At 65.2% G+C, this 19,453-nt stretch carries 17 protein-coding genes; 6 read left to right on the top strand and 11 right to left on the bottom strand.

Annotated elements, in window-relative coordinates; all coding sequences use genetic code 11:
- Window positions 1–42 precede the first annotated feature (42 nt).
- Entirely contained in the window at window positions 43–1,668 is a 1,626-nt protein-coding gene (locus I6F21_RS33935; RefSeq protein WP_225184089.1) for a glycosyltransferase family 39 protein, read from the top strand.
- Between the two features lie 65 nt (window positions 1,669–1,733).
- On the opposite strand, the gene I6F21_RS33930 is transcribed toward I6F21_RS33935, so the two are convergent.
- The 5 genes from I6F21_RS33930 to I6F21_RS33910 all read right to left on the bottom strand — a co-directional run bounded on the left by I6F21_RS33930 (window position 1,734) and on the right by I6F21_RS33910 (window position 5,715).
- The gene (locus I6F21_RS33930) at window positions 1,734–2,051 is read right to left on the bottom strand and encodes an HPr family phosphocarrier protein (protein WP_036014186.1); all 318 of its coding nucleotides are present in this window, start codon (window positions 2,049–2,051) and stop codon (window positions 1,734–1,736) included.
- The gene (locus I6F21_RS33925) at window positions 2,048–2,449 is read right to left on the bottom strand and encodes a PTS sugar transporter subunit IIA (RefSeq protein WP_007597752.1); all 402 of its coding nucleotides are present in this window, start codon (window positions 2,447–2,449) and stop codon (window positions 2,048–2,050) included. Before I6F21_RS33925 ends, I6F21_RS33930 begins: the two co-directional genes overlap by 4 nt.
- 133 nt (window positions 2,450–2,582) lie before the next feature.
- Window positions 2,583–3,107, bottom strand: a complete 525-nt coding sequence (locus I6F21_RS33920) for an HPr kinase/phosphatase C-terminal domain-containing protein (RefSeq protein WP_225184088.1) — start codon at window positions 3,105–3,107, stop codon at window positions 2,583–2,585.
- Window positions 3,104–4,900, bottom strand: a complete 1,797-nt coding sequence (locus I6F21_RS33915; protein WP_036026440.1) for a sensor histidine kinase — start codon at window positions 4,898–4,900, stop codon at window positions 3,104–3,106. Before I6F21_RS33915 ends, I6F21_RS33920 begins: the two co-directional genes overlap by 4 nt.
- A gap of 113 nt (window positions 4,901–5,013) precedes the next feature.
- On the bottom strand, window positions 5,014–5,715 hold the full coding sequence (locus I6F21_RS33910; protein WP_008542552.1) for a response regulator transcription factor: 702 nt from the start codon (window positions 5,713–5,715) through the stop codon (window positions 5,014–5,016).
- Between the two features lie 241 nt (window positions 5,716–5,956).
- Here I6F21_RS33910 and I6F21_RS33905 point away from each other — a divergent pair, with 241 nt between their 5' ends.
- From I6F21_RS33905 to I6F21_RS33895, 3 genes are all read left to right on the top strand, one after another.
- Window positions 5,957–6,706 carry a DUF2470 domain-containing protein gene (locus I6F21_RS33905; protein ID WP_225134029.1) on the top strand — a complete coding sequence of 250 codons (750 nt, stop codon included), beginning with the start codon at window positions 5,957–5,959 and terminating at the stop codon, window positions 6,704–6,706.
- Window positions 6,707–6,770: 64 nt separating this feature from the next.
- On the top strand, window positions 6,771–9,359 hold the full coding sequence (locus tag I6F21_RS33900; protein WP_225184087.1) for a CHAT domain-containing tetratricopeptide repeat protein: 2,589 nt from the start codon (window positions 6,771–6,773) through the stop codon (window positions 9,357–9,359).
- 286 nt (window positions 9,360–9,645) lie between these two features.
- Window positions 9,646–11,262 (top strand): phosphoenolpyruvate carboxykinase, encoded by a 1,617-nt coding sequence (locus I6F21_RS33895; RefSeq protein WP_109145474.1) that lies wholly within the window; start codon window positions 9,646–9,648, stop codon window positions 11,260–11,262.
- Window positions 11,263–11,437: 175 nt separating this feature from the next.
- Here I6F21_RS33895 and I6F21_RS33890 read toward each other — a convergent pair whose 3' ends face one another.
- The 3 genes from I6F21_RS33890 to I6F21_RS33880 all read right to left on the bottom strand — a co-directional run bounded on the left by I6F21_RS33890 (window position 11,438) and on the right by I6F21_RS33880 (window position 15,213).
- Window positions 11,438–12,253, bottom strand: coding sequence for a thioesterase family protein (locus I6F21_RS33890; protein WP_036014176.1), 816 nt, complete (start codon window positions 12,251–12,253; stop codon window positions 11,438–11,440).
- A 3-nt stretch (window positions 12,254–12,256) separates the two neighbouring features.
- Complete coding sequence (locus I6F21_RS33885; protein WP_225184086.1) at window positions 12,257–12,598, bottom strand: hypothetical protein; 342 nt, start codon at window positions 12,596–12,598, stop codon at window positions 12,257–12,259.
- A gap of 98 nt (window positions 12,599–12,696) precedes the next feature.
- Complete coding sequence (locus I6F21_RS33880; protein ID WP_225184085.1) at window positions 12,697–15,213, bottom strand: glycogen/starch/alpha-glucan phosphorylase; 2,517 nt, start codon at window positions 15,211–15,213, stop codon at window positions 12,697–12,699.
- 203 nt (window positions 15,214–15,416) lie between these two features.
- Between I6F21_RS33880 and I6F21_RS33875 the strand changes: the two genes are divergently transcribed.
- A complete protein-coding gene (locus I6F21_RS33875; protein ID WP_057027807.1) occupies window positions 15,417–15,650 on the top strand; it encodes a hypothetical protein in 234 nt (77 codons plus the stop codon).
- Window positions 15,651–15,673: 23 nt separating this feature from the next.
- Here I6F21_RS33875 and I6F21_RS33870 read toward each other — a convergent pair whose 3' ends face one another.
- Window positions 15,674–16,537, bottom strand: a complete 864-nt coding sequence (locus I6F21_RS33870) for a LysR substrate-binding domain-containing protein (protein ID WP_225127163.1) — start codon at window positions 16,535–16,537, stop codon at window positions 15,674–15,676.
- A 109-nt stretch (window positions 16,538–16,646) separates the two neighbouring features.
- Here I6F21_RS33870 and I6F21_RS33865 point away from each other — a divergent pair, with 109 nt between their 5' ends.
- Complete coding sequence (locus tag I6F21_RS33865) at window positions 16,647–17,558, top strand: DMT family transporter (protein WP_036014164.1); 912 nt, start codon at window positions 16,647–16,649, stop codon at window positions 17,556–17,558.
- Window positions 17,559–17,673: 115 nt separating this feature from the next.
- On the opposite strand, the gene I6F21_RS33860 is transcribed toward I6F21_RS33865, so the two are convergent.
- Window positions 17,674–18,444: a TIGR02186 family protein gene (locus tag I6F21_RS33860; protein ID WP_036014162.1), complete on the bottom strand. Its 771-nt coding sequence runs from the start codon at window positions 18,442–18,444 to the stop codon at window positions 17,674–17,676.
- Window positions 18,441–19,358 carry a sulfite exporter TauE/SafE family protein gene (locus I6F21_RS33855; protein ID WP_074448058.1) on the bottom strand — a complete coding sequence of 306 codons (918 nt, stop codon included), beginning with the start codon at window positions 19,356–19,358 and terminating at the stop codon, window positions 18,441–18,443. Before I6F21_RS33855 ends, I6F21_RS33860 begins: the two co-directional genes overlap by 4 nt.
- Window positions 19,359–19,453: the final 95 nt, after the last annotated feature.

Raw genomic sequence — 19,453 nt, 5'->3', positions numbered from 1 at the left:
CAAGCTGATTCCATGACGGGCCAAAACGCGCTACGCACGGCCATGTCCACGACCTCTCTTCCCACTGCCGGAGCGCGGGCAAAGACCCGCTTGAGTTACAACCGCTTCCGGGCCTTCCTGGTTGCCTGTGCGGTCCGCCCCGAGGCGCGCCTGTGGCTGGTGATCCAATTTGCCATCCTGCATGCGGTGCTCTGGACCTTCATCCTGATCAATCTGAAGGCGGCGCAGGACGTTCATATGGACGTCGCAGAAGCCTGGGGCTGGGGCCAGAAATTCCTCTGGGGCTATGGCAAGCACCCGCCGTTGTCGGGCTGGGTGGCCGGCCTCTGGTTCAAGGCGCTCCCGGCGGCGGACTGGGCGACCTATGCGCTGGCGATGACGACGGTGAGCGTCGGCATGGTGATCTGCTGGCTGATCGCCTTGCGCGTGGTGGATGCGCGCCGCGCGTTCCTGGTCGTGGTGATGATCGCGCTCTACCCGATCTTCAATTTCAAGGGCTTCAAGTACAACCCGGACCTCTTGCAGCTCGTCACGCTGCCGCTCCTGGTGCTCGCTTATCTCAACGCCTTCGAGAAGCGGAGCTGGCAATCCGGAATCCTGCTCGGGCTTGCCGGCGCGCTGGCGCTGATGACCAAATATTGGGTGCTGACCATGATCGGCGCGATCGGCCTCGCCGCGCTGATCCATCCCGACCGGTTGCGCTTCCTGTCGTCGCCCGCGCCGTGGGTCGCGATTGCCACGATGGTCGCGGCGATGATCCCGCACCTCGTCTGGCTGGCGGATGCGCATTTCGTGCCGCTGACCTATGCCGGCGACACCTACAGCCTTCAGGACAAGGCCCAGGTGCATCAGCTGGTCGCGGGCTATGTGCTGCATAACTTCGCGCTGCTGGCCTTGCCGGTGGCGCTCGCGGCGCTGGCCATGGCGCTGGTGCCGCCATGGGGCAAATTGCTGCTGCGTGCGCCGTTGCGCATCGTCACGCGCGCCTGGGCGCGCGGCGCCAATGCAGGGGTCAATGTCTCGCAGGCGCTGAATGTCTGGATCGTCCAGGTCATCGTCGCAGTCGGCCCGCCGCTCGGCGCGCTCGCCTTCAGCATCTACATGAAGACGGATTGGGGCATCTCGCTGTTCTTCCTGGTGCCGCTCGCTCTGGTCGCGATCCCGACGCTGCGCGTGCAGAGCGCCGCGCTGTTCAACATCGCTGCGATCTGGCTCGTGCTCAGCGCCGCGACGCTCGCCGCTTCGCCCTGGATCGCCGCGCGCGAGATGGCGGCCAATGCCGGCAATGCCCAGATCTATGGCGCGCGCTCGGAGCTCGCGCGCGAATTGACCCAGGCCTGGCACACCCGCTTCGGGTCGCGCTGGGCCGTCGTTGCCGGCACGATGGAGCAGATCCAGCCGCTGGTGTTCTACAGCCCGGATCATCCGTCCGCGCTGCTGCCGTTGGAGGCCTGGGATTCCGGACTGACCTCGCGCGACGACGCCAGGAAGTACGGCTTCATCGGCGTGTTCGATCCGACCGACGGCCGCCTGCCCGCGTTCGAGAAATGGGTGTCGGACGTCGCGCCCAACGCCGAGCGCATCGTGATGACAACGCGCCGCTTCACCAACGGCAAGGCCGGACCGTCGATGAGCTGGAACATCTACTTCGCGCCGCCGGGGAAATGATTTCGTCACCTCTCCCGCAAGTACGGGGCGAGGGAGCGCACCTGGCCGCGTGGTGAGAGAAGGGCCTAAACCCCTTCCTCGTTGAACTTGCTTTCAACGAGCTCCGTGATCGCCGCGAGCGCGGCTTCGGCGTCGGTCCCTGCCGCCGCCACCGTGATCGTCGTGCCGGGACCCGCGGCGAGCATCATCAAGCCCATGATCGAGGTGCCGCCGACGGTCTCGCCGCCGCGCGTCACCCACACCTGCGCATCGAAGCGCTCGACCGCCTGGACGAATTTCGCCGAGGCGCGCGCATGCAGGCCGCGCTTGTTGATGATCAGGAGATCCTTGGAGATCGCGCCCGCGGGCACGCCGGTCGCGGCTTGTGGCGCCTCCTCGCTCATTTGCCGGCGAGCACCCGGCTGGCGATGGTGACGTATTTGCGGCCAGCTTCCTGCGCCATCGCGATCGCGTCGGGCAGCGGTCGCTCCTCGCGCACCTTGGCAAGCTTGACCAGCATGGGCAGGTTGATGCCCGCGAGCACTTCGACCTTGGGCCGGCTCATGCAGGATATTGCCAGGTTCGACGGCGTGCCGCCGAACATGTCGGTGAGGATCGCAACGCCGTCGCCGGAATCGACGCGGTTGACCGCCTCGATGATGTCGCTTCGGCAGAGATCGGAATCATCTTCGGCGCCGATCGTGATCGCTTCGATTTGCTTTTGTGGGCCCATGACATGCTCAAGCGCTGCCTTGAATTCGTCGGCAAGGCGCCCGTGGGTCACAAGTACTAGACCAATCATCGGAAAACTCCTCGCGGGCGCTTTTGGTGCACCGCACGAACGCGCCACTTTGACCATCCAGAGCCCCCGCGCAAGAGGGGATGTTGCGTATCTCCCTGAATCTAGACGGATGGATGAGGGGAGCTGCGCCGGTCTATTCGGTCGCGATAGTGGGGTTCATATGGTTACCATTTCCCTTCAAACAATCGCCTGAAGGGTTAACCGAAGATGAACTCTTGGTAGTGGTCAAGGCCGCAACAACCAGGGGAAGGGGCGAATAGTCGCGGGGCACAGGGATTCGCGGTATTTCGACACCAAAAATGCTGGTTTTCAGGGCTTCGGCCCGCGGCAGGCGCTCCGCGTCGGCTGCGGCCAGATCGACCACGAGACCGACGGTCGCATGCTCCACGAAGTCGCAGCGGCGGATTCCGAGGCCCCGGATCTCGATCAGGCCCGCCAGGCGAGGCGCGGGGCGGACCTCAATTTCGTGGCCGAGTGTCGCCAGATGGACACGGTCGTCACCGACCAGAACGGCCCTTTCCACAACGCCCGAGCGCCCCGCCATGATCAGATCGAAGGCAAGCCGCGACTTGCCGGACCCCGAGGGCCCGCGGATCAGCACGGCGTAAGGCCCGACCTTGACGGCAGAGGCGTGAACGCTGGGCCCGCCTTCGTTCATAGCGCCGGCAGCCTCACCACGAAGCGCGCACCGGCAATTGTCGGAGTGCCGTCGGCGTCCGGCGGGCCAGGGCGGTTCTCTGCCCAGATCCGTCCGCCATGGGCGTCGACGATCTGCTTGGAGATCGACAGGCCGAGGCCGGAGTTCTGGCCGAAGCCCTGATGCGGGCGGTCGGTGTAGAAGCGCTCGAAGATGCGCTCGAGCGCGTCCTCGCGAATGCCGGGGCCGTCGTCGTCGACCACGATCTCGATCTCGGAGCGAACGCGGCGGCAGGTGAGGCGCACCTTGCTGCCGCGATCGGAGAAGGATTGCGCGTTGGAGAGCAGGTTGGAGACGACCTGTCCGAGCCGGGAATCGTGGCCGCTCACGGCGAAGGTGTCGGTCGGGCTGCGGCCCTCGAAGCGCGTTTCGACCGCGACGTCGTGGCCGAGCTTGGTTTCGTTGGCGACGGACACCAGCGTCGTCAGCAGCCGGCGCAAATCGACCGGGATCGCATCCTGGCGCTGCAGCTCGGCATCGAGGCGGCTGGCGTCGGAGATGTCGGAGATCAGCCGGTCGAGCCGCTTGACGTCGTGCTCGATCACCTCGAGCAGGCGGGCGCGGCTGTTCTCGTTGCGCGCCAGCGGCAGCGTCTCGACCGCCGAGCGCAGCGAGGTCAGCGGGTTCTTCAATTCATGGGCAACGTCGGCAGCGAACATCTCGATCGCCTCGATGCGGCTGTAGAGCGCGCTGGTCATGTCGCGCAGCGCGCCGGAGAGGTGGCCGATCTCGTCGCGGCGGCGGGTGAAATCGGGAATCTCGATGCGGGCCTTGATGCGGCGGCGGACGCGTTCGGCGCTGTCGGCGAGCCGGCGCACCGGACCTGCGATCGTGCTCGCCAGCAGCAGTGACAGCATGATCATGACGGCGGCGGCGACGCCGCCGACCTTCAGGATGGCGAGGCGCTCGGCGGTGACCATCTGGTCGATGTCGTCGCCTTGCGTCGACAGCATCAAGGCGCCGTGGATCGCGCGCGAGCGCAGCACGGGGACCGCGACCGAGACGATCACCTCGCCGCGTGCGTTGACCCGCACCATCGAGCGTTTCTGGCCCTGCAGAGCGTCGCCCACTTCGGCATAGCCGTTGCCGTTCTCGGGCCCGAGCTCGCGATAGAGCGGCAGGTCGCCGCGGTTCAGCCAGGTGCGCACCGCGACCTTGCCGCGCTCGATGATGCCGGGTTGCTCGGCCGGCGGCGGCAGCGGAAAGCGCAGCACGTTTTCGAGGTTGCGGCTGTCGAGCAGCAGGCTGCCGTTCGGATCGTAGATGCGGGCGCGCGTCTTGGTCGGCGAGATCAAGGTGCGCAGCACCGGCGCGACGCGCTCCGGATTGATCGGGAAGTCCAGCGGCGAATACTCATCCGAGCCGCCATAGGTCTCGCCCGGCTTGAGGTCGAGCAGCCTGTCGGGGTCGATGGTAATGGCGTTGGTCTGCACCGTCGCGGAGGCCGCGATCGCCCCGGCGATGATCTCGGCCTGCACCAGCAGGCTCTGCGCGCGCGCATCGATCAGGCCGGCACGGAATTGCGACAGGTACAGGATGCTCGCCACCAGTGCGACGAGGCCGGCGAGGTTGAGCGAGACGATGCGGCGGGTCAGGCTCGAGAAGGACAGCGCGAAGAAGAACTGCCCGGCGCGTTTCAACCAGTTCAGCGGCCGGAAGCCCTGCGGCTTGTTGTCGGCAACGTGCTCCTGAACGCCGGCGGATGCGATATCCCCGGCGCTCTGGTTAGGGTCAGGCTGCGTTCGGTCAAGCAATGCTTACGCCCGCGTTAGGACGGCCCGTGCGAAGGTCCCCGCATCCTAGAGCGATCCTCGTCCCGATGGAACGAGAACCGGAGATGCTCTCGATCGCCGTGGAGGAGGCGCCCTCAGGCTTCCTTGAAACGGTAGCCGACGCCGTAGAGCGTCTCGATCATCTCGAACTCGTTGTCGACCACCTTGAACTTCTTGCGCAGCCGCTTGATGTGGCTGTCGATGGTGCGGTCGTCGACATAGACCTGGTCGTCATAGGCGGCGTCCATCAGCGCGTTGCGGCTCTTCACCACGCCGGGCCGGGTCGCGAGCGCCTGCAGGATGAGGAATTCGGTCACGGTGAGCGTCACCGGCTCGTTCTTCCAGGTGCAGGTATGGCGCTCGGGGTCCATGCGCAGCAGACCGCGGTCGAGCGCCTTGGCGTCGTTCTCCTTCGGCGCAACGGTCGGATCCTTCGGCGCCGAGCGCCGCAGCACCGCCTTGACGCGCTCGACCAGCAGACGCTGCGAGAACGGTTTGCGGATGAAGTCGTCGGCGCCCATCTTGAGGCCGAACAGCTCGTCGATCTCCTCGTCCTTGGAGGTGAGGAAGATCACCGGCAGGTCGGACTTTTGCCTGAGACGGCGCAGCGTCTCCATGCCGTCCATGCGCGGCATCTTGATGTCGAGGATGGCGAGATCGGGCTGGGTGGTACGGAAACCGTCGAGCGCGGAAGCGCCGTCGGTGTAGGTCATGATACGGTAGCCTTCGGCTTCCAGCGCGATCGAGACGGATGTGAGAATGTTGCGGTCGTCGTCGACCAAAGCGATTGTGGGCATGAGCCTCTCTGCTTTCTGCTTTCCGTTTGGGTCGTGGCTTGAAACGGCGAGCAATCAGTGATGCGCCGCATACATGGGTGCCGAAGTGGCGTTCGAACCTTGTCACCGAGCAATGCAAGCTGGGCTGAAGTGTGACCAAGTTCCACGAAACACGGCAGATTCGCCGCATCTCGACCCATAACCGGGCCCCCGTTTACCCGAAAAAAGACCCTCCTTGCAACCACCTGAGCCGAGAAAGCCGATGCAACCGACCCCCGATTTCGACCCCGCAAAGCTCGCCAAATCGCTGCTGAGGCGGTCCCGGCAGGGGGCTCTGGCGACGCTGATGGCCGGCAGCGGCGATCCCTATTGTTCCCTGGTCAATCTGGCCAGCCATCCCGACGGCTCGCCGATCCTGTTGATCTCGCGCCTCGCCGTGCACACCAAGAACGTCCTCGCGGACTCCAGGGTCTCGCTGATGCTGGACGAGCGCGCGGCCGGCGATCCCCTGGAAGGCGCCCGGATCATGCTGTCCGGCCGGGCCGAGGAGGCCGATTCCAACAAGGATCTGCTCCAGCGACGGTATCTGAGTGCTCATCCCTCGGCAGAAGGCTTTGTTTCTTTTAAGGATTTCTCCTTCTTCCGGATCCGGCCCACGGGAACACATCTGGTCGCCGGCTTTGGCCGGATCGTCGACCTCAAGCCGGAGCAATTCCTGACGGACCTCACCGGCGCCGAGGACCTGCTGGCGGCGGAGGAGGGCGCCGTCGAGCACATGAACGCCGACCATCGCGACGCCCTCAATCTTTATGCCACGAAGCTGCTCGGCGCCACCGAGGGCGACTGGCGCTGTACCGGCTGTGATCCTGAAGGCCTCGACATGCAGGTCGGCCAGGCAACGCTGCGGCTGGACTTCCCGGAGCGGGTGACGGATGGCACGGCGCTTCGCAAGATGCTGGTCCGTCTCGCTGGCGAAGCGCGCACGAAGGTGGACCAGGGCGCAACCGCTTGAACGCGGCTACCGATCGCCGCGACCCATGACCGTGATGGTTTTCGGGCTCGCAGCGAGAGGGGTCATGACGCGTCAACGTTTGGCATGGACGGCGGCTCTCGCGCTCGCCATCACCACCTTGCTCGCCACGCCAGCCCTTGCGCAGAAAGGTCTCGCCGCCGAGAGCGCGCGGCTCACCGCGCTCATCGGTGCCGGAAAATATTCGGAAGCGCTGCCGTTGGCGCAGGCGATGGTCGCCAGCCTGGAGAAGGACAACGGCCGCGATCTCTCGGGCGCGTTGAACAATCTCGGCCAGGTCCATGCCGGTCAGGGACGGGACGATCTGGCTGAGCCGCTCTACAAGCGCGCGATCGCACTCATGGAAAAATCGCTCGGCTCCGACAACGCCCTGATTGCGGCCGAGCTGACCAATCTTGCCGCGCTCTATCAGCGGCAGGGTCGCTTCGCAGAGGCCGAGCCGCTGTTCAAGCGTGCACTTGCCGTGCGCGAGAAGGCGCTGCCGCGCGAGCATCCCGACGTCGGTCAATCCCTCAACAATATCGCCACGCTCTACGCCAAGCAGCAGCGTCCGGCCGATGCCGAGCCACTGTTCCGCCGTGCGCTCGCGATCTATCAGAAGGCTGCCGGTCCCGAGCATCCCGCGGTCGCCACCGTCCTGAACAACATCGGACAGGTCGAGCGCGACCTCAATCGCGACGCCGGTGCCGAAGCGCCGATCAAGCGCTCGCTCGCGATCCGCGAAAAGGTGCTGGGGCCTGAACACCCCGACGTCGCGCGCTCGCTCAATAATCTCGCCGGGCTCTACCAGCACCAGCAGCGTTTTGCCGATGCCGAGCCGCTGTATCGTCGCGCGCTGGCGATCCGCGAACGCGCGCTCGGGCCGGATCACCCTGATGTTGCGACTTCGACGAGCAATCTTGCCGACTTTCTGCAGGCGACGGGGCGGACGGCGGATGCCTTGCCGTCGGCGCAGAAGACGCTTGCGGCCAATCGTGCGCAGCTGCGCGTCGTGCTGCCGATCCTGTTCGCGGCACGGCAGCAATCGCTGCTGGCGAGCGAGAAGGCGCTCGACGATGCGCTTGCTGCGATCCAGCGCGGCACGCAATCCTCTGCCGCTTCTGCCGTGAACAAGCTCGCGGTGCGGCTCGCCGCCGGCAGCGACCGGCTCGCCGAGCTCGTGCGCAAGGATCAGGATCTCGCGGCCGAGTCGGAAGCGCTCGACAAGGCGATCATCGCTGCGGTGTCGAAGCCATCGGCGCAGCGCGACGTCGCGGCCGAGCAGCGCAGCCGCGTGCGGATTGCGGCGATCGCGGGCGCGCGCAATGGATTGCAGAAGACGCTCGCCGTCGAGTTTCCCGACTATTCCTCGCTATCCAACCCGCTGCCGCTGACCGTCAAGGACATCCAGCCGCTGCTGGCGTCCGACGAGGCGATGGTGGTCTATTCCGTCGTCGACAGGCGGAGCTATGTCGTCGCGATCACGCGCGAGAGCGTCGACTGGAAGGAGATTCCGCTCGGAGCGGACGCGGTCGCACAGAAGGTCACGGCCTTCCGCAGGGGGCTCGATGTCGGCAAGGCGCGCGATGCATCCGGCAAATCGGGATTGTTCGACCTCGGTCTTGCCAACGAGCTCTATGTCGCGCTGCTCGGCCCGGTTGAGGCGCTGACCAAGGACAAGCGCAACCTGCTGGTCGTGCCGTCGGCGGCATTGACCGCATTGCCGTTTCATCTGCTGGTCACAGAGAAGCCACAGGCTGCGATCCCGGACCGGCTCGAGGGCTATCGCAGTGCTGCCTGGCTGCTGCGGCGTCAGGCCGTTTCGGTCCTGCCGTCGGTGATCAGCCTGAAATCGCTGCGCGCTTTTGCCCGCAGGGATCAAAGCGTCAAGCCGATGACCGGTTTCGGCGATCCCGTGTTCAACCCTGCAGCCGAAGGGCCTGCCGACCGGCGTGCCGCGAACGGCAAGGTCGCCGCACGCAGCATCGCGACGATCGCCTATGCCGACTTCTGGCGCGGCGCAGGCGTGGATCGTGCGCGGCTGGCCCAGGCGCTGCCGCAGCTGCCCGATACCGCCGACGAATTGAACGCGGTGGCGAGGGACGTCGGCGCTGCCGAGGCTGACATCCATCTCGGCCGCGACGCCAGCGAAACGACGCTCAAGCGTGCAGCGCTTGCCCAATACGGCATCATCTACTTTGCCACCCACGGCCTCGTCGCCGGCGATGTCAAGGGATTGGGGGAGCCCTCGCTGGCGCTCTCCATCCCCGACCAGCCGACGGAGCTCGACGATGGTCTTCTCACCGCGAGCGAAGTGGCCCAGCTCAAGCTCAATGCCGATTGGGTTGTTCTGTCCGCCTGCAACACCATCGCGGGCGACAAGCCCGGTGCCGAGGCGTTGTCGGGATTGGCGCGCTCGTTCTTCTACGCAGGTGCTCGCGCGCTCCTGGTGTCGCATTGGGCCGTGGATTCGGAGGCTGCGACCCGCTTGACCACGTCGACGTTCGAGCTGCTGAAGAACGAGCCAAAGCTCGGCCGCGCCGAAGCCTTGCGCCGCGCGATGTTAACCTATCTCGACGACGCCTCGTCGCCGCGCAACGCTTATCCCGCGATGTGGGGACCGTTCGCGTTGATCGGAGAGGGCGAGGTAAGATAGGGGTGTTGACGCAGTGATTGTGCGTCGCAATAACCGGACATAACGCGCAGATGTGCATTTGGTTGCGCGATCATCCGCACATTCTCGATGCGGCCTTTCAGAGCTGACATGCGCGGCGTTTGGCGCGGTCCTTGAATAAACCAAATCCTGCGGGATCAGCTTGGCAACGCCGGCGTTCATCATTATTAGGTCGTTCAGCCGAGGCCGAACGGCCCATATTCACGGTGATCGCGACGGCGCCAAACTTGGCCGCGCTTGATGTCGCGGGTTCTAGGAGGGATTTTTCGTGCAAGAGACGGGCGTGCGCAACGGTGCCTTCGGCGCCGACAAATTCGGCTTAAAGAATCTCAAGCAGGTTCACTGGAATCTGGGTGCGCCACAACTCTATCAATACTCGCTGGCAGCGGGTGAGGCGGTGCTCTCCGCCGACGGCGCGCTCTGCGCCGACACCGGCGAGTTCACCGGGCGCAGCCCGAAGGACAAGTTCACGGTGCGCGACGCCACCACCGACAAGAAGATGTGGTGGGCCGGCAACCAGTCGATCACCGCAGAGCAATTCGAGACGCTCTACCAGGACTTCCTCAAGCACGCCGAAGGCAAGCGCCTGTTCGCGCAGGACCTCTATGGCGGCGCCGACCCGGCCTACCGGATCAAGACGCGCGTCTTCACCGAGCTTGCCTGGCACTCGCTGTTCATCCGCACGCTGCTGATCCGCCCCGAGGCGATCGAGCTGCCGACCTTCGTGCCGGAGCTCACCATCATCGACATGCCGAGCTTCCGCGCCGATCCTAAACGCCATGGCTGCCGCTCGGAGAACGTGGTCGCGATCGATTTCGCCCGCAAGATCGTCCTGATCGGCGGGTCTTATTATGCCGGCGAGATGAAGAAGTCGGTCTTCACGACGCTGAATTATTATCTGCCCGAGCGCGGTGTGATGCCGATGCACTGCTCGGCGAATGTCGGCGCCAAGGGCGACACCGCGATCTTCTTCGGCCTGTCGGGCACCGGCAAGACGACGCTGTCGGCCGATCCCAACCGCACGCTGATCGGCGACGACGAGCACGGCTGGGGCCCGAACGGCGTCTTCAATTTCGAAGGCGGCTGCTACGCCAAGTGCATCAAGCTGTCGCAGGAAGCCGAACCGGAGATCTATGCCGCCTCGACCCGCTTCGGCGCGGTGCTCGAGAACTGCGTGCTCGATGAGGACACCCGCGTCGTCGATTTCGACGACGGCTCCAAGACCGAGAACACGCGTTCGGCCTATCCGCTCGACTTCATCCCGAACGCCTCGCGCACCGGCCGCGCGCCGCAGCCGAAGAACGTGGTGATGCTGGCCGCCGACGCCTTCGGCGTGCTGCCGCCGATCGCCAAGCTCTCGCCGGCGCAGGCGATGTATCACTTCCTGTCCGGCTACACCGCCAAGGTCGCCGGCACCGAGCGCGGTCTCGGCAACGAGCCGCAGCCGGAATTCTCGACCTGCTTCGGCTCGCCCTTCCTGCCGCTCGATCCATCCGTCTACGGCAACATGCTGCGCGACCTCATCGCCCAGCACAATGTCGATTGCTGGCTGGTCAACACGGGCTGGACCGGCGGCAAGTATGGTGTCGGCTCGCGCATGCCGATCAAGGTGACGCGCGCGCTGCTCACCGCCGCGCTCGACGGCTCGCTGCGCAACGTCGAATTCCGCACCGACAAGTATTTCGGCTTCGCGGTCCCGACCGCGCTGCCGGGCGTGCCGGCCGAGATCCTCAACCCGGTCAATACCTGGAAGGACAAGGACGAGTTCGACAAGACCGCCCGCGCCCTGGTCGGCATGTTCCAGAAGAATTTTGCCAAGTTCGAAGCACAGGTGGACGCCGAGGTGCGCGCGGCTGCCCCGGACGTGAAGCTGGCGGCGGAGTAAGGTCGCTCGGTCTTGGATGCGAAGAGGGCGGCCTCGCGGCCGCCCTTTTTGCTTGTGGCGAGATCCCTCCACCGTCATTGCGAGGAGCCCTTGCGACGAAGCAATCCAGACCGCCTCCGCGGAAAGATCTCTGGATTGCTTCGCTGCGCTCGCAATGACGAGTTCGCGGAAGCAGCTACGCCTTGAAATACGCGATCTGCGTCGTGGTCGCGAGCAGCCGCCCGTTCGGCGACCACAGCTCGGCGTTCTGGTCGGCGTAGCTCTTGTGCATGATCTTCGAATCCGCCGTCGCCAGCACGCGCGTGATGTCTTCAGCCGCGAGCTCCTCGGCGTCGGTGTGGAAATAGGTCGTCAGCGACACCGTGCCGAACGGCACCAGCTCGCGCCGGGCGTGGAAAATGCGGCCGAAGAAGGCGTCCGACATCGACATCAGCGATAGCATGTCGAGCTTGCGCGGCGTGCGGTCGCTGATCCAGATCTTCGAGTAGGTGCTGGCGGGCTCGGCCTGCGGCGGGCCGATCCGCATCTCGCCCTCGACGAAGCGGAATTCATACTGGTTGGCCCAGGATGCCGAGATCTTCGGGAATGGCAGCGTCTGCTCGAACGGCTTGGCATCCGGATATTGCGCCACCCTGTGCTCCCAGGACGGACGGCGCTCGGCGAACACCGCGGTGGCGAGCGTTGCGACCTCGCCGCCGCCCTGGCTGAGCTCGACGCTCCAGTGCTGGCTGGAGCGGTTGGCCTTGACGAGGCGCACGTCGAGATCGAACGGACCATTGGCGATCGGCGCGCAATAATTGACGGTGAGGGCGAGCGGATCGCCGGCGGCTTGCGGATGCTCGATCAGCGCCCGCAAAATGGTCGCGGCGGTGGCGCCGCCGAACGGGCCGACAAAGGCCCAGTAATCGTCGCTGGTGTGCCCCTGCCAGCTGCTGTCACCAGCGGTGATGCGCGTGGCCTCGTCGAATGGGTGCAGGAGCTTGGCGTGCATGGGTTAGACCTCTACTGAGCTTCCGTCCCAACGACGAAACTCCATCGTCTCGTCATCGGGGCCAAATTGCCGCGAACTCAGGGCATCATCCGCTGGATCGTCTGTAACCCAGACGTCTGTGATCGAGCCTCCTATGCGCTTTACAGCGATGATGCTCTTGCCGCTCGTCAGGTGGGCGACGAAGTCGTCGATGGCAGTTTCCTCGTCCTTCCCGGAGAGACTGGCGAGGATGCTGCCGTGCGTGTGCCAGGGGAAGCCGTCGAAACCCAACGTCCAGTCCCCATCGGGACAGATGACGAGGAATCGAAACTGCCCATCCGGGGTGACATACTCGCCGACAGGCACGATCAACTCCGGCCAGAAAAATCTCAAGCCGTGATATGATGGCTATCCTGCTAAAGCAATAACCTCGCAGGTAAGGCCGCTTCCACGCCGCGGAAAAATCAGCCTGCGGCGTCGCGCAGGTTCGGCAGCAACGGCGTGGTCGGATTGACCGGCACGTTCCAGATTTCCTCGGCATATTCGCGGATGGTGCGGTCGGACGAGAACCAGGCCATGCGCGCGACATTGAGGATCGAGGCGCGGGTCCAGGCTGGCGTCACCTGCCAGCGAGCATCGACCGCGCGCTGCGCCTCGTAGTAGGAATCGAAATCGGCGCTGACCATGTAATGGTCGAGATAGCGCAGCGCGTGCGCGATGGATTCGAAGCGGCCGGGGTCGCCGGGCGAGAACTCGCCAGCGCCGATCGCGTTGATAGCACGCTGCAGCTTCGGCGACCTGCGGATCACGTCGGAGGCATCCAGGCCCTGCTTGCGCCGGATCATCACGTCGCCGGCCTCCATGCCGAAGATCGCGATGTTCTCGGTGCCGACATGGTCGCGGATCTCGATATTGGCGCCGTCGAGCGTGCCGATGGTGATGGCCCCGTTCAGCGCCAGCTTCATGTTGCCGGTGCCGGAGGCTTCCATGCCCGCGGTCGAGATCTGCTCGGACAGATCGGCCGCGGGAATGATCACCTCGGCGAGGCTGACATTGTAGTCGGGCAGGAACACGACCTTGAGCTTACCGCCAATCGCGGGATCGTTGTTGACGATTTCGGCGACGTCGTTGATCAGCTTGATGATCAGCTTGGCGTAGCGATAGCTCGCCGCCGCCTTGCCGGCGAAGATCTTCACCCGCGGCACCCAATTGCCGTTCGGCTCGTCCTTGATCGCCTGGTACAGCGCGACCGTTTCGATGACGTTGAGCAATTGGCGCTTGTACTCGTGGATGCGCTTGATCTGCACGTCGAACAATGCGCCCGGGTCGACCCTGATGCCGAGCCGTTCGCCGATCAGGCGGGCGAGCTGGGCCTTGTTGTGGTGCTTGACGCTGCGGAACTTCTTCTGGAACTCGACGTCGCTGGCGCGCGCCTCGATCAGCGAGAGCTGGGTCGGATCGTCGAGCACGGCATCGCCGCAGCTCTCGCGCAACAAATCGGTCAGCTTCGGGTTCGCCAGCATCAGCCAGCGTCGGAAGGTGATGCCGTTGGTCTTGTTGGTGATCCGTCCGGGATAGAGATGGTTGAGGTCGTGGAACACGGTCTCGCGCATCAGGTCCGAATGCATCGCCGAGACCCCGTTGATGCGGTGCGAGCCGACGAAGGCGAGTTGGCCCATGCGCACGCGGCGGCCGCTTTTCTCGTCGATCAGCGAGACTGAGGCGCGGAAGTCGATGTCGCCCGGGCAGCGCGCTTCGGCGAGCGCCAGATGCTGCACGTTGATGCGGTAGATGATCTCCAGATGCCGCGGCAGCAGCCGCTCGAACAGCTCGACCGGCCAGGTCTCCAGCGCCTCCGGCAGCAGCGTGTGGTTGGTGTAGGAGAGGGTGGCGACCGTGATCTTCCAGGCCTCGTCCCAGCGGAAATTGTGGAGGTCGACGAGGATCCGCATCAGCTCGGTGACGGCAAGGCTCGGATGGGTGTCGTTGAGCTGCACCGCGACCTTGCCGGCGAGGTTGCGCAGCTGGCCGTCGGAGGCGAGATGCCGCTTCACCAGGTCCTGGAGTGAGGCGGAGACGAAGAAATATTCCTGGCGCAGCCGCAGCTCGCGGCCCGCCGGGCTCTCGTCGTTCGGATAGAGGAACTTGCAGATCGCCTCCGCGCGCGCCTGCTCGGCGCTGGCGCTGACGTAATCGCCTTTGTTGAAGGCATCTAACTTGAGCGGATCGGGCGAGCGCGCCGACCACAGCCGCAGCGCATTGACGTGCTGGCCGCGCCAGCCGACGATCGGCGTGTCATAGGCGATCGCCTGCACGGTTTCAGCAGGATGCCAGATCGAGCGGTCGCGGCCCTTGTCGTCGACATGCTCGACGCCGCCGCCGAAATTGACGTCGTAGATCACCTCGGGTCGCTGCAATTCCCAGGGGTTGCCGAAGCTCAGCCATTCGTCAGGATATTCCTGCTGCCAGCCCTGATTGATGATCTGACGGAACAGGCCGTAATCGTAGCGGATGCCGTAGCCGATCGCGGGGATCGACAGCGTCGCCATGCTCTCCATGAAGCAGGCGGCGAGCCGGCCGAGGCCGCCATTGCCGAGCGCCGCATCCGGCTCGCATTTGCGCAGCTCCGGCAGCGAGACGCCGAGATCGCCGAGCGCGACCTCGAAGATCTTGAGCAGGCCCATGTTGTTGAGCGCGTCGGTGAAGAGCCGGCCGATCAGGAATTCGAGCGAGAGATAGTAAACCCGCTTGCGGCCGGCGTCGTAGCTGTGCTTCTCGGCCGTGAGCCAGCGATGCACGATGCGGTCGCGCAGCGCGAGCGCCGCGGCCTGGTACCAATCGTGCCTGGTCGCCATGCCAGCGTCCTTGCCGATGGCAAGGCGCAGCTTTGCCAGGATTGCGCCCTTGATCTCGGCCAGCGCGAGTTCGTCGATGGGCTGCCCGGGGGCCGGAAAACTGGGCTGGAACGATGAATCCTGCAAAGCCGTTACTTCCTAGGTCGAAACAACTCTTAACTGTACGCGTCCTGCCCTTGCACCGGAACTGTCGCCCGCGAGGCCGTGCACTGCGCTGGCGCAAATTTATGCAAGGAATGGGCCGAATTGGGAACCCGGAGGAGCACGGAGAAACCCAGATTCGGTGCTAGATTACGAAAGATTCAGCCATCAGTGTGGAGAAGCGGACCGTGAGACTGCTGATCGAAATCGCCACTGCGGCCCTGCTCGTCGTCTGCATCAGCGCCACCAGTGCGGCGTTTGCCGCCGGCACGACCGGTCGCAGCGCCGATGGCCTCAGCTGCGGCTTCACAGCGCCGCAGAAGGCGTCGCCCGCAGCCCGCTGCGCTGCGATCAAGCGCCAATGCGGCGGTAAGTTTTACGCAAGCGCGTGCGGCGACAAGCTGATATCCGCAGCGAATTGAGAGCCGTAGGAGGTTTGGTGAGCTCAAGCCGCCTTGCTCTGCACCGTATCGCAAAACTCCGCGAGACGGTCCGCAAGCCGCAGCGTCGCCGGGCTCGCATCCGGCGAAGCCATCAGTGCAACCTCGGTCTTGTTGATCGGCGCAAAGCCGTCCTTCGCCGTCAGCACGCGGTGGTCGGTCTGGATCGCCATCTCCGACAGGATGCTGAGGCCCATGCCGGCGGCGACCGCGGCCTGAATGCCGGCGAGGCTCGATGAGGTGTAGGCGGTGTGCCAAGCGCGGCCGGCCGTTTCCAGCGCGTGGATGGCGCCGGCGCGGTAGATGCAGCCGAGCGGAAAGCCGATCAGCGGCACCGACGGCACGTTGACGTCGACCGGGTGGCTCTTGCTGGTGACCCAGTGCACCCGCTCCGGCCACACCGCGATCGCGTCCTTCGCGCCAGCCTCGCGCTTGTAGAGCGCAAGGTCGAGCTCGCCGCGTTGGAGATCGCGGGCGAGATGCTTGCTCTGGTCGGCGCGCACGTCCAGCCGCAATCCCGGATGCGAGCGCGAGAACGCGCCCAGCAGTTTTGCCAGCCGGTACGCGGCAAAGTCCTCGGGGATGCCGAGCCGGATCGCGCCATCGCTATCAGGCTGGCGCAGCACGTCGCGCGCCTCCTCGGCCAGCGAGAGCAATCGCCGCGCATAGGACAGCAGCCGCTCGCCGGCCTCGGTCGGGCGCACGTCCTTGCCGTCGCGGTGCAGCAGCACCTGACCGACATCCTCCTCCAGCCGCTTGATCTGCTGACTCACGGTCGATTGCGTGCGGTGGACGCGCTCGCCGGCGCGGGTGAAGCCGCCGGCCTCGACCACCGAGACGAAGCTGCGCAGCAGCTCGAGATCGAGCACGGCCGCCTCCATTAAGAAATCCACTGGGCGCGAGTTAATCATTTAATTTCCAAATGGCAAGCGGCCTCCCTAGATCGAGGGCAGAAAAAAACATCCGAGAATGCCCCTCATGTCGCTCGCCAGCTCGCTTCCCGCCCCCCGCAGCCGCTTCAACACATTGCCGCTCGCGATCGGCCTGTTCTGCCTGCTCTGGAGCTACGCCTTCATCGCTGGCAAGATCGGCGTCACCCATTGCCCGCCGCTGATCCTGCTCGCCGCGCGCTTCTCGCTCGCGGGTATCTTGATCCTGGGCGCCACGTTGATCCGCGGCGAAGCCTGGTCGTTGTCGTGGCGCGATGCCGCGATCTTCGCGTTGCTCGGCATCGCCAACAATGCGCTCTATCTCGGCCTCGGCTACACCGGCCTGCAATCGGTCTCCGCCGGCCTCGGCGGCCTGATCGTGTCAGCCAATCCGGTGTTCACCGCGGGCCTTGCCGCGCTGCTGCTCGGCGAAGGCATGACCTGGCGCAAGGCGAGCGGCCTCTTGCTCGGCATCATCGGCGTGACCGCAATCGTCTGGCACCGCCTGTCGGTCGGCACCGATTCGCTGCACGGCATCGTCTTCACGCTGGCCTCGCTCGCTTCGATCGTGGCCGGCACCATCCTGTTCAAGCTGCTGGCGCCGAAGGGATCCCTGTGGATCGGCAATGGCGTGCAGAACCTCGCGGCCGGCATCGTACTGACACCGGTCGCGCTCACCTTCGCCGATGTCGACGCGATCGACTATACGCCGAGCCTGATCGGCGCCTTCGCCTTTCTCGTGCTCGGCGGCTCGATCATCGCTTCTTGGCTCTGGTTTCGTCTCTTGAAGACGTGTGGCGCCACCGCCGCCAGCGCCTATCATTTCCTGATGCCGCCGCTCGGCATGCTGTTCGCATTCCTCGTCCTCGGCGAGCACATCGAGGCGCGCGACCTGCTTGGCATCATTCCGGTCGCGCTCGGCATCTATCTGGTGACGCGGCCGGCGAAGGCGGTGGTGTAGGTGGAGGCCCCGCTGTTCACTATCGTCATTGCGAGGAGCTCTTGCGACGAAGCAATCCAGACTGCCGCAGCGGAGGCAGTCTGGATTGCTTCGCTGCGCTCGCAATGACGGGGGGCTAGTCCTTCCTGAACACGATCGAGGCCATCCACCCCGTCATCAGCGCCATCGCAACGGTGGCGAGGCCGTAGATCAGGCCGTTCTGGCGGGCGGTGGTGGCGACGAACTGCTCGAAGCCGACCTTGACGATCTCGAACGCGGTCTCGGTCTTGCCGATGAACGCGCCGTTGGCGAACAGCTTGATCTCGATCTCATAGGTGCCGATCGGCACCTCCGCGGGCAGCGGAATGCCGGTGCGGAACAGCGTCGGCGTCAGGAACGTGACCGCGCTTCCGTCTTCGCGGTAGAGCCCGCGCTGGGTGCGCAGGCGAATGAAGGCCGAGCGGAACGCATCGTTGGGCACCACGTCGGCAAAGTCGCCGCTGACCCGCTGCGTCAGCAGCACGTTGTTGAGCCCGATCTGCTGCCGCCGCGCGATCTCGGGCGAGGTGATGGCGTCGAGCGGGCGGTTGGCGAACAGCGCGAGATAGCTCGGCACCTGCAGGAATTGGCGGTAGTCGGTGTTGATCCAGATGCCGAAGGTGCGCTCCTTCCGCCGCGTCACCATGTCGGCGCGCGGGCCCATCACGGTGACGACGAGATCGTAGGCCGTGCGGTCCGCGGGCGTCGTCGTATCCTTCTCGACCGAGCCGAACAGCACCAGCTCCTCGCCGGAATAGTTCGGCGTCACCGTGACCCGGTGATTCGAGACCGACACAATCAGCCGCTCGGCCCGCGCAGCGCCGCCGAGCAGCAGGACGAGGACGATGGCGAGAAGCATGCGCCTCATCGGCTCACTCCGAGCTCACGGATGGTGAAGAGATCGGAGGGCTGGATCACCAGCTCGATCGCGAAGCGGATTCCGACCGAGAGGATGAGCAAGCCCAGCAGCAGCCGCAGCTGCTCGCCGCGGATCTTCTGGCCGGCACGGGCGCCGAACTGCGCGCCGGTGACGCCGCCGACCATCAGGATCAGCGCCAGCACGGCATCGACGAGGTGATTGGTCGCCGCGTGCAGCATGGTCGCGAACAGCATGGTGACGACGGTGAGAACCATCGAGGTCCCGATCACCGTCGAGGTCGGCACCCTCAAGAGATAGATCATGATCGGCACCAGGATGAAGCCGCCGCCTATACCCATGATGGCGCCGATGAAGCCGATCACGATGCCGACGATCACCACGGGGATGACCGAGAGATAGATCTTCGAGCGCTTGAACCGCATCTTCAGCGGCAGGCCGTGGATCCAGTTGTGGGTGCGGCGCGGCGGCAGCGCCCCGCGCCGGGTCCGCATCAAGGCGCGCAATCCTTCCGAGAACATCAGGCTGCCGACCGTGGTGAGCAGCACGACGTAGGAGAGCGCGATCATCAGGTCGAGCTGGCCGAGCGCCCGCAGCTGGGTGAAGGTCCAGACGCCGAGCGTCGTGCCGGTCACGCCGCCGCATAACAACACGCTCGCCAGCGCCGGATCGATCGCGCGCCGCCGCCAATAGGAGAGGGCGCCGGAAAAGGAGGAGGCCGCGATGTGGCTCGCCACGGAGGCCACCGCGACCGCCGGCGTGATGCCGATGAAGATCAAAAGCGGCGTCATCAGGAAGCCGCCGCCGATGCCGAACATGCCGGAGACGAAGCCGACCGCCGCGCCCATGGCGAGCACCAGGAAGACGTTGACCGGAAGATCGGCGATCGGGAGGTAAAGCTGCATTGAACCTGCGCACCGGCGAGACGGATCGACGAACGCGGAATGCTCGCGGAGAGGACGGAACGATTGCCGCGTCCTTCAATAGCGGAATTCGCGGG

Source organism: Bradyrhizobium sp. NBAIM03 (assembly GCF_020194055.1).
In the GTDB taxonomy this organism is placed as follows: Bacteria; Pseudomonadota; Alphaproteobacteria; order Rhizobiales; family Xanthobacteraceae; genus Bradyrhizobium; species Bradyrhizobium yuanmingense.
Note: the sequence above shows the minus strand (reverse complement) of the source record. Positions and strands in the feature narration are given on the sequence as shown.

Coding starts and splice junctions, on each gene's coding strand:
- I6F21_RS33935 (WP_225184089.1), top strand. CDS start 43: ATGTCCACGACCTCTCTTCCCACTGCCGGAGCGCGGGCAAAGACCCGC.
- I6F21_RS33930 (WP_036014186.1), bottom strand. CDS start 2,051: ATGAGCGAGGAGGCGCCACAAGCCGCGACCGGCGTGCCCGCGGGCGCG.
- I6F21_RS33925 (WP_007597752.1), bottom strand. CDS start 2,449: ATGATTGGTCTAGTACTTGTGACCCACGGGCGCCTTGCCGACGAATTC.
- I6F21_RS33920 (WP_225184088.1), bottom strand. CDS start 3,107: ATGAACGAAGGCGGGCCCAGCGTTCACGCCTCTGCCGTCAAGGTCGGG.
- I6F21_RS33910 (WP_008542552.1), bottom strand. CDS start 5,715: ATGCCCACAATCGCTTTGGTCGACGACGACCGCAACATTCTCACATCC.
- I6F21_RS33905 (WP_225134029.1), top strand. CDS start 5,957: ATGCAACCGACCCCCGATTTCGACCCCGCAAAGCTCGCCAAATCGCTG.
- I6F21_RS33900 (WP_225184087.1), top strand. CDS start 6,771: ATGACGCGTCAACGTTTGGCATGGACGGCGGCTCTCGCGCTCGCCATC.
- I6F21_RS33890 (WP_036014176.1), bottom strand. CDS start 12,253: ATGCACGCCAAGCTCCTGCACCCATTCGACGAGGCCACGCGCATCACC.
- I6F21_RS33865 (WP_036014164.1), top strand. CDS start 16,647: ATGTCGCTCGCCAGCTCGCTTCCCGCCCCCCGCAGCCGCTTCAACACA.
- I6F21_RS33860 (WP_036014162.1), bottom strand. CDS start 18,444: ATGAGGCGCATGCTTCTCGCCATCGTCCTCGTCCTGCTGCTCGGCGGC.
- I6F21_RS33855 (WP_074448058.1), bottom strand. CDS start 19,358: ATGCAGCTTTACCTCCCGATCGCCGATCTTCCGGTCAACGTCTTCCTG.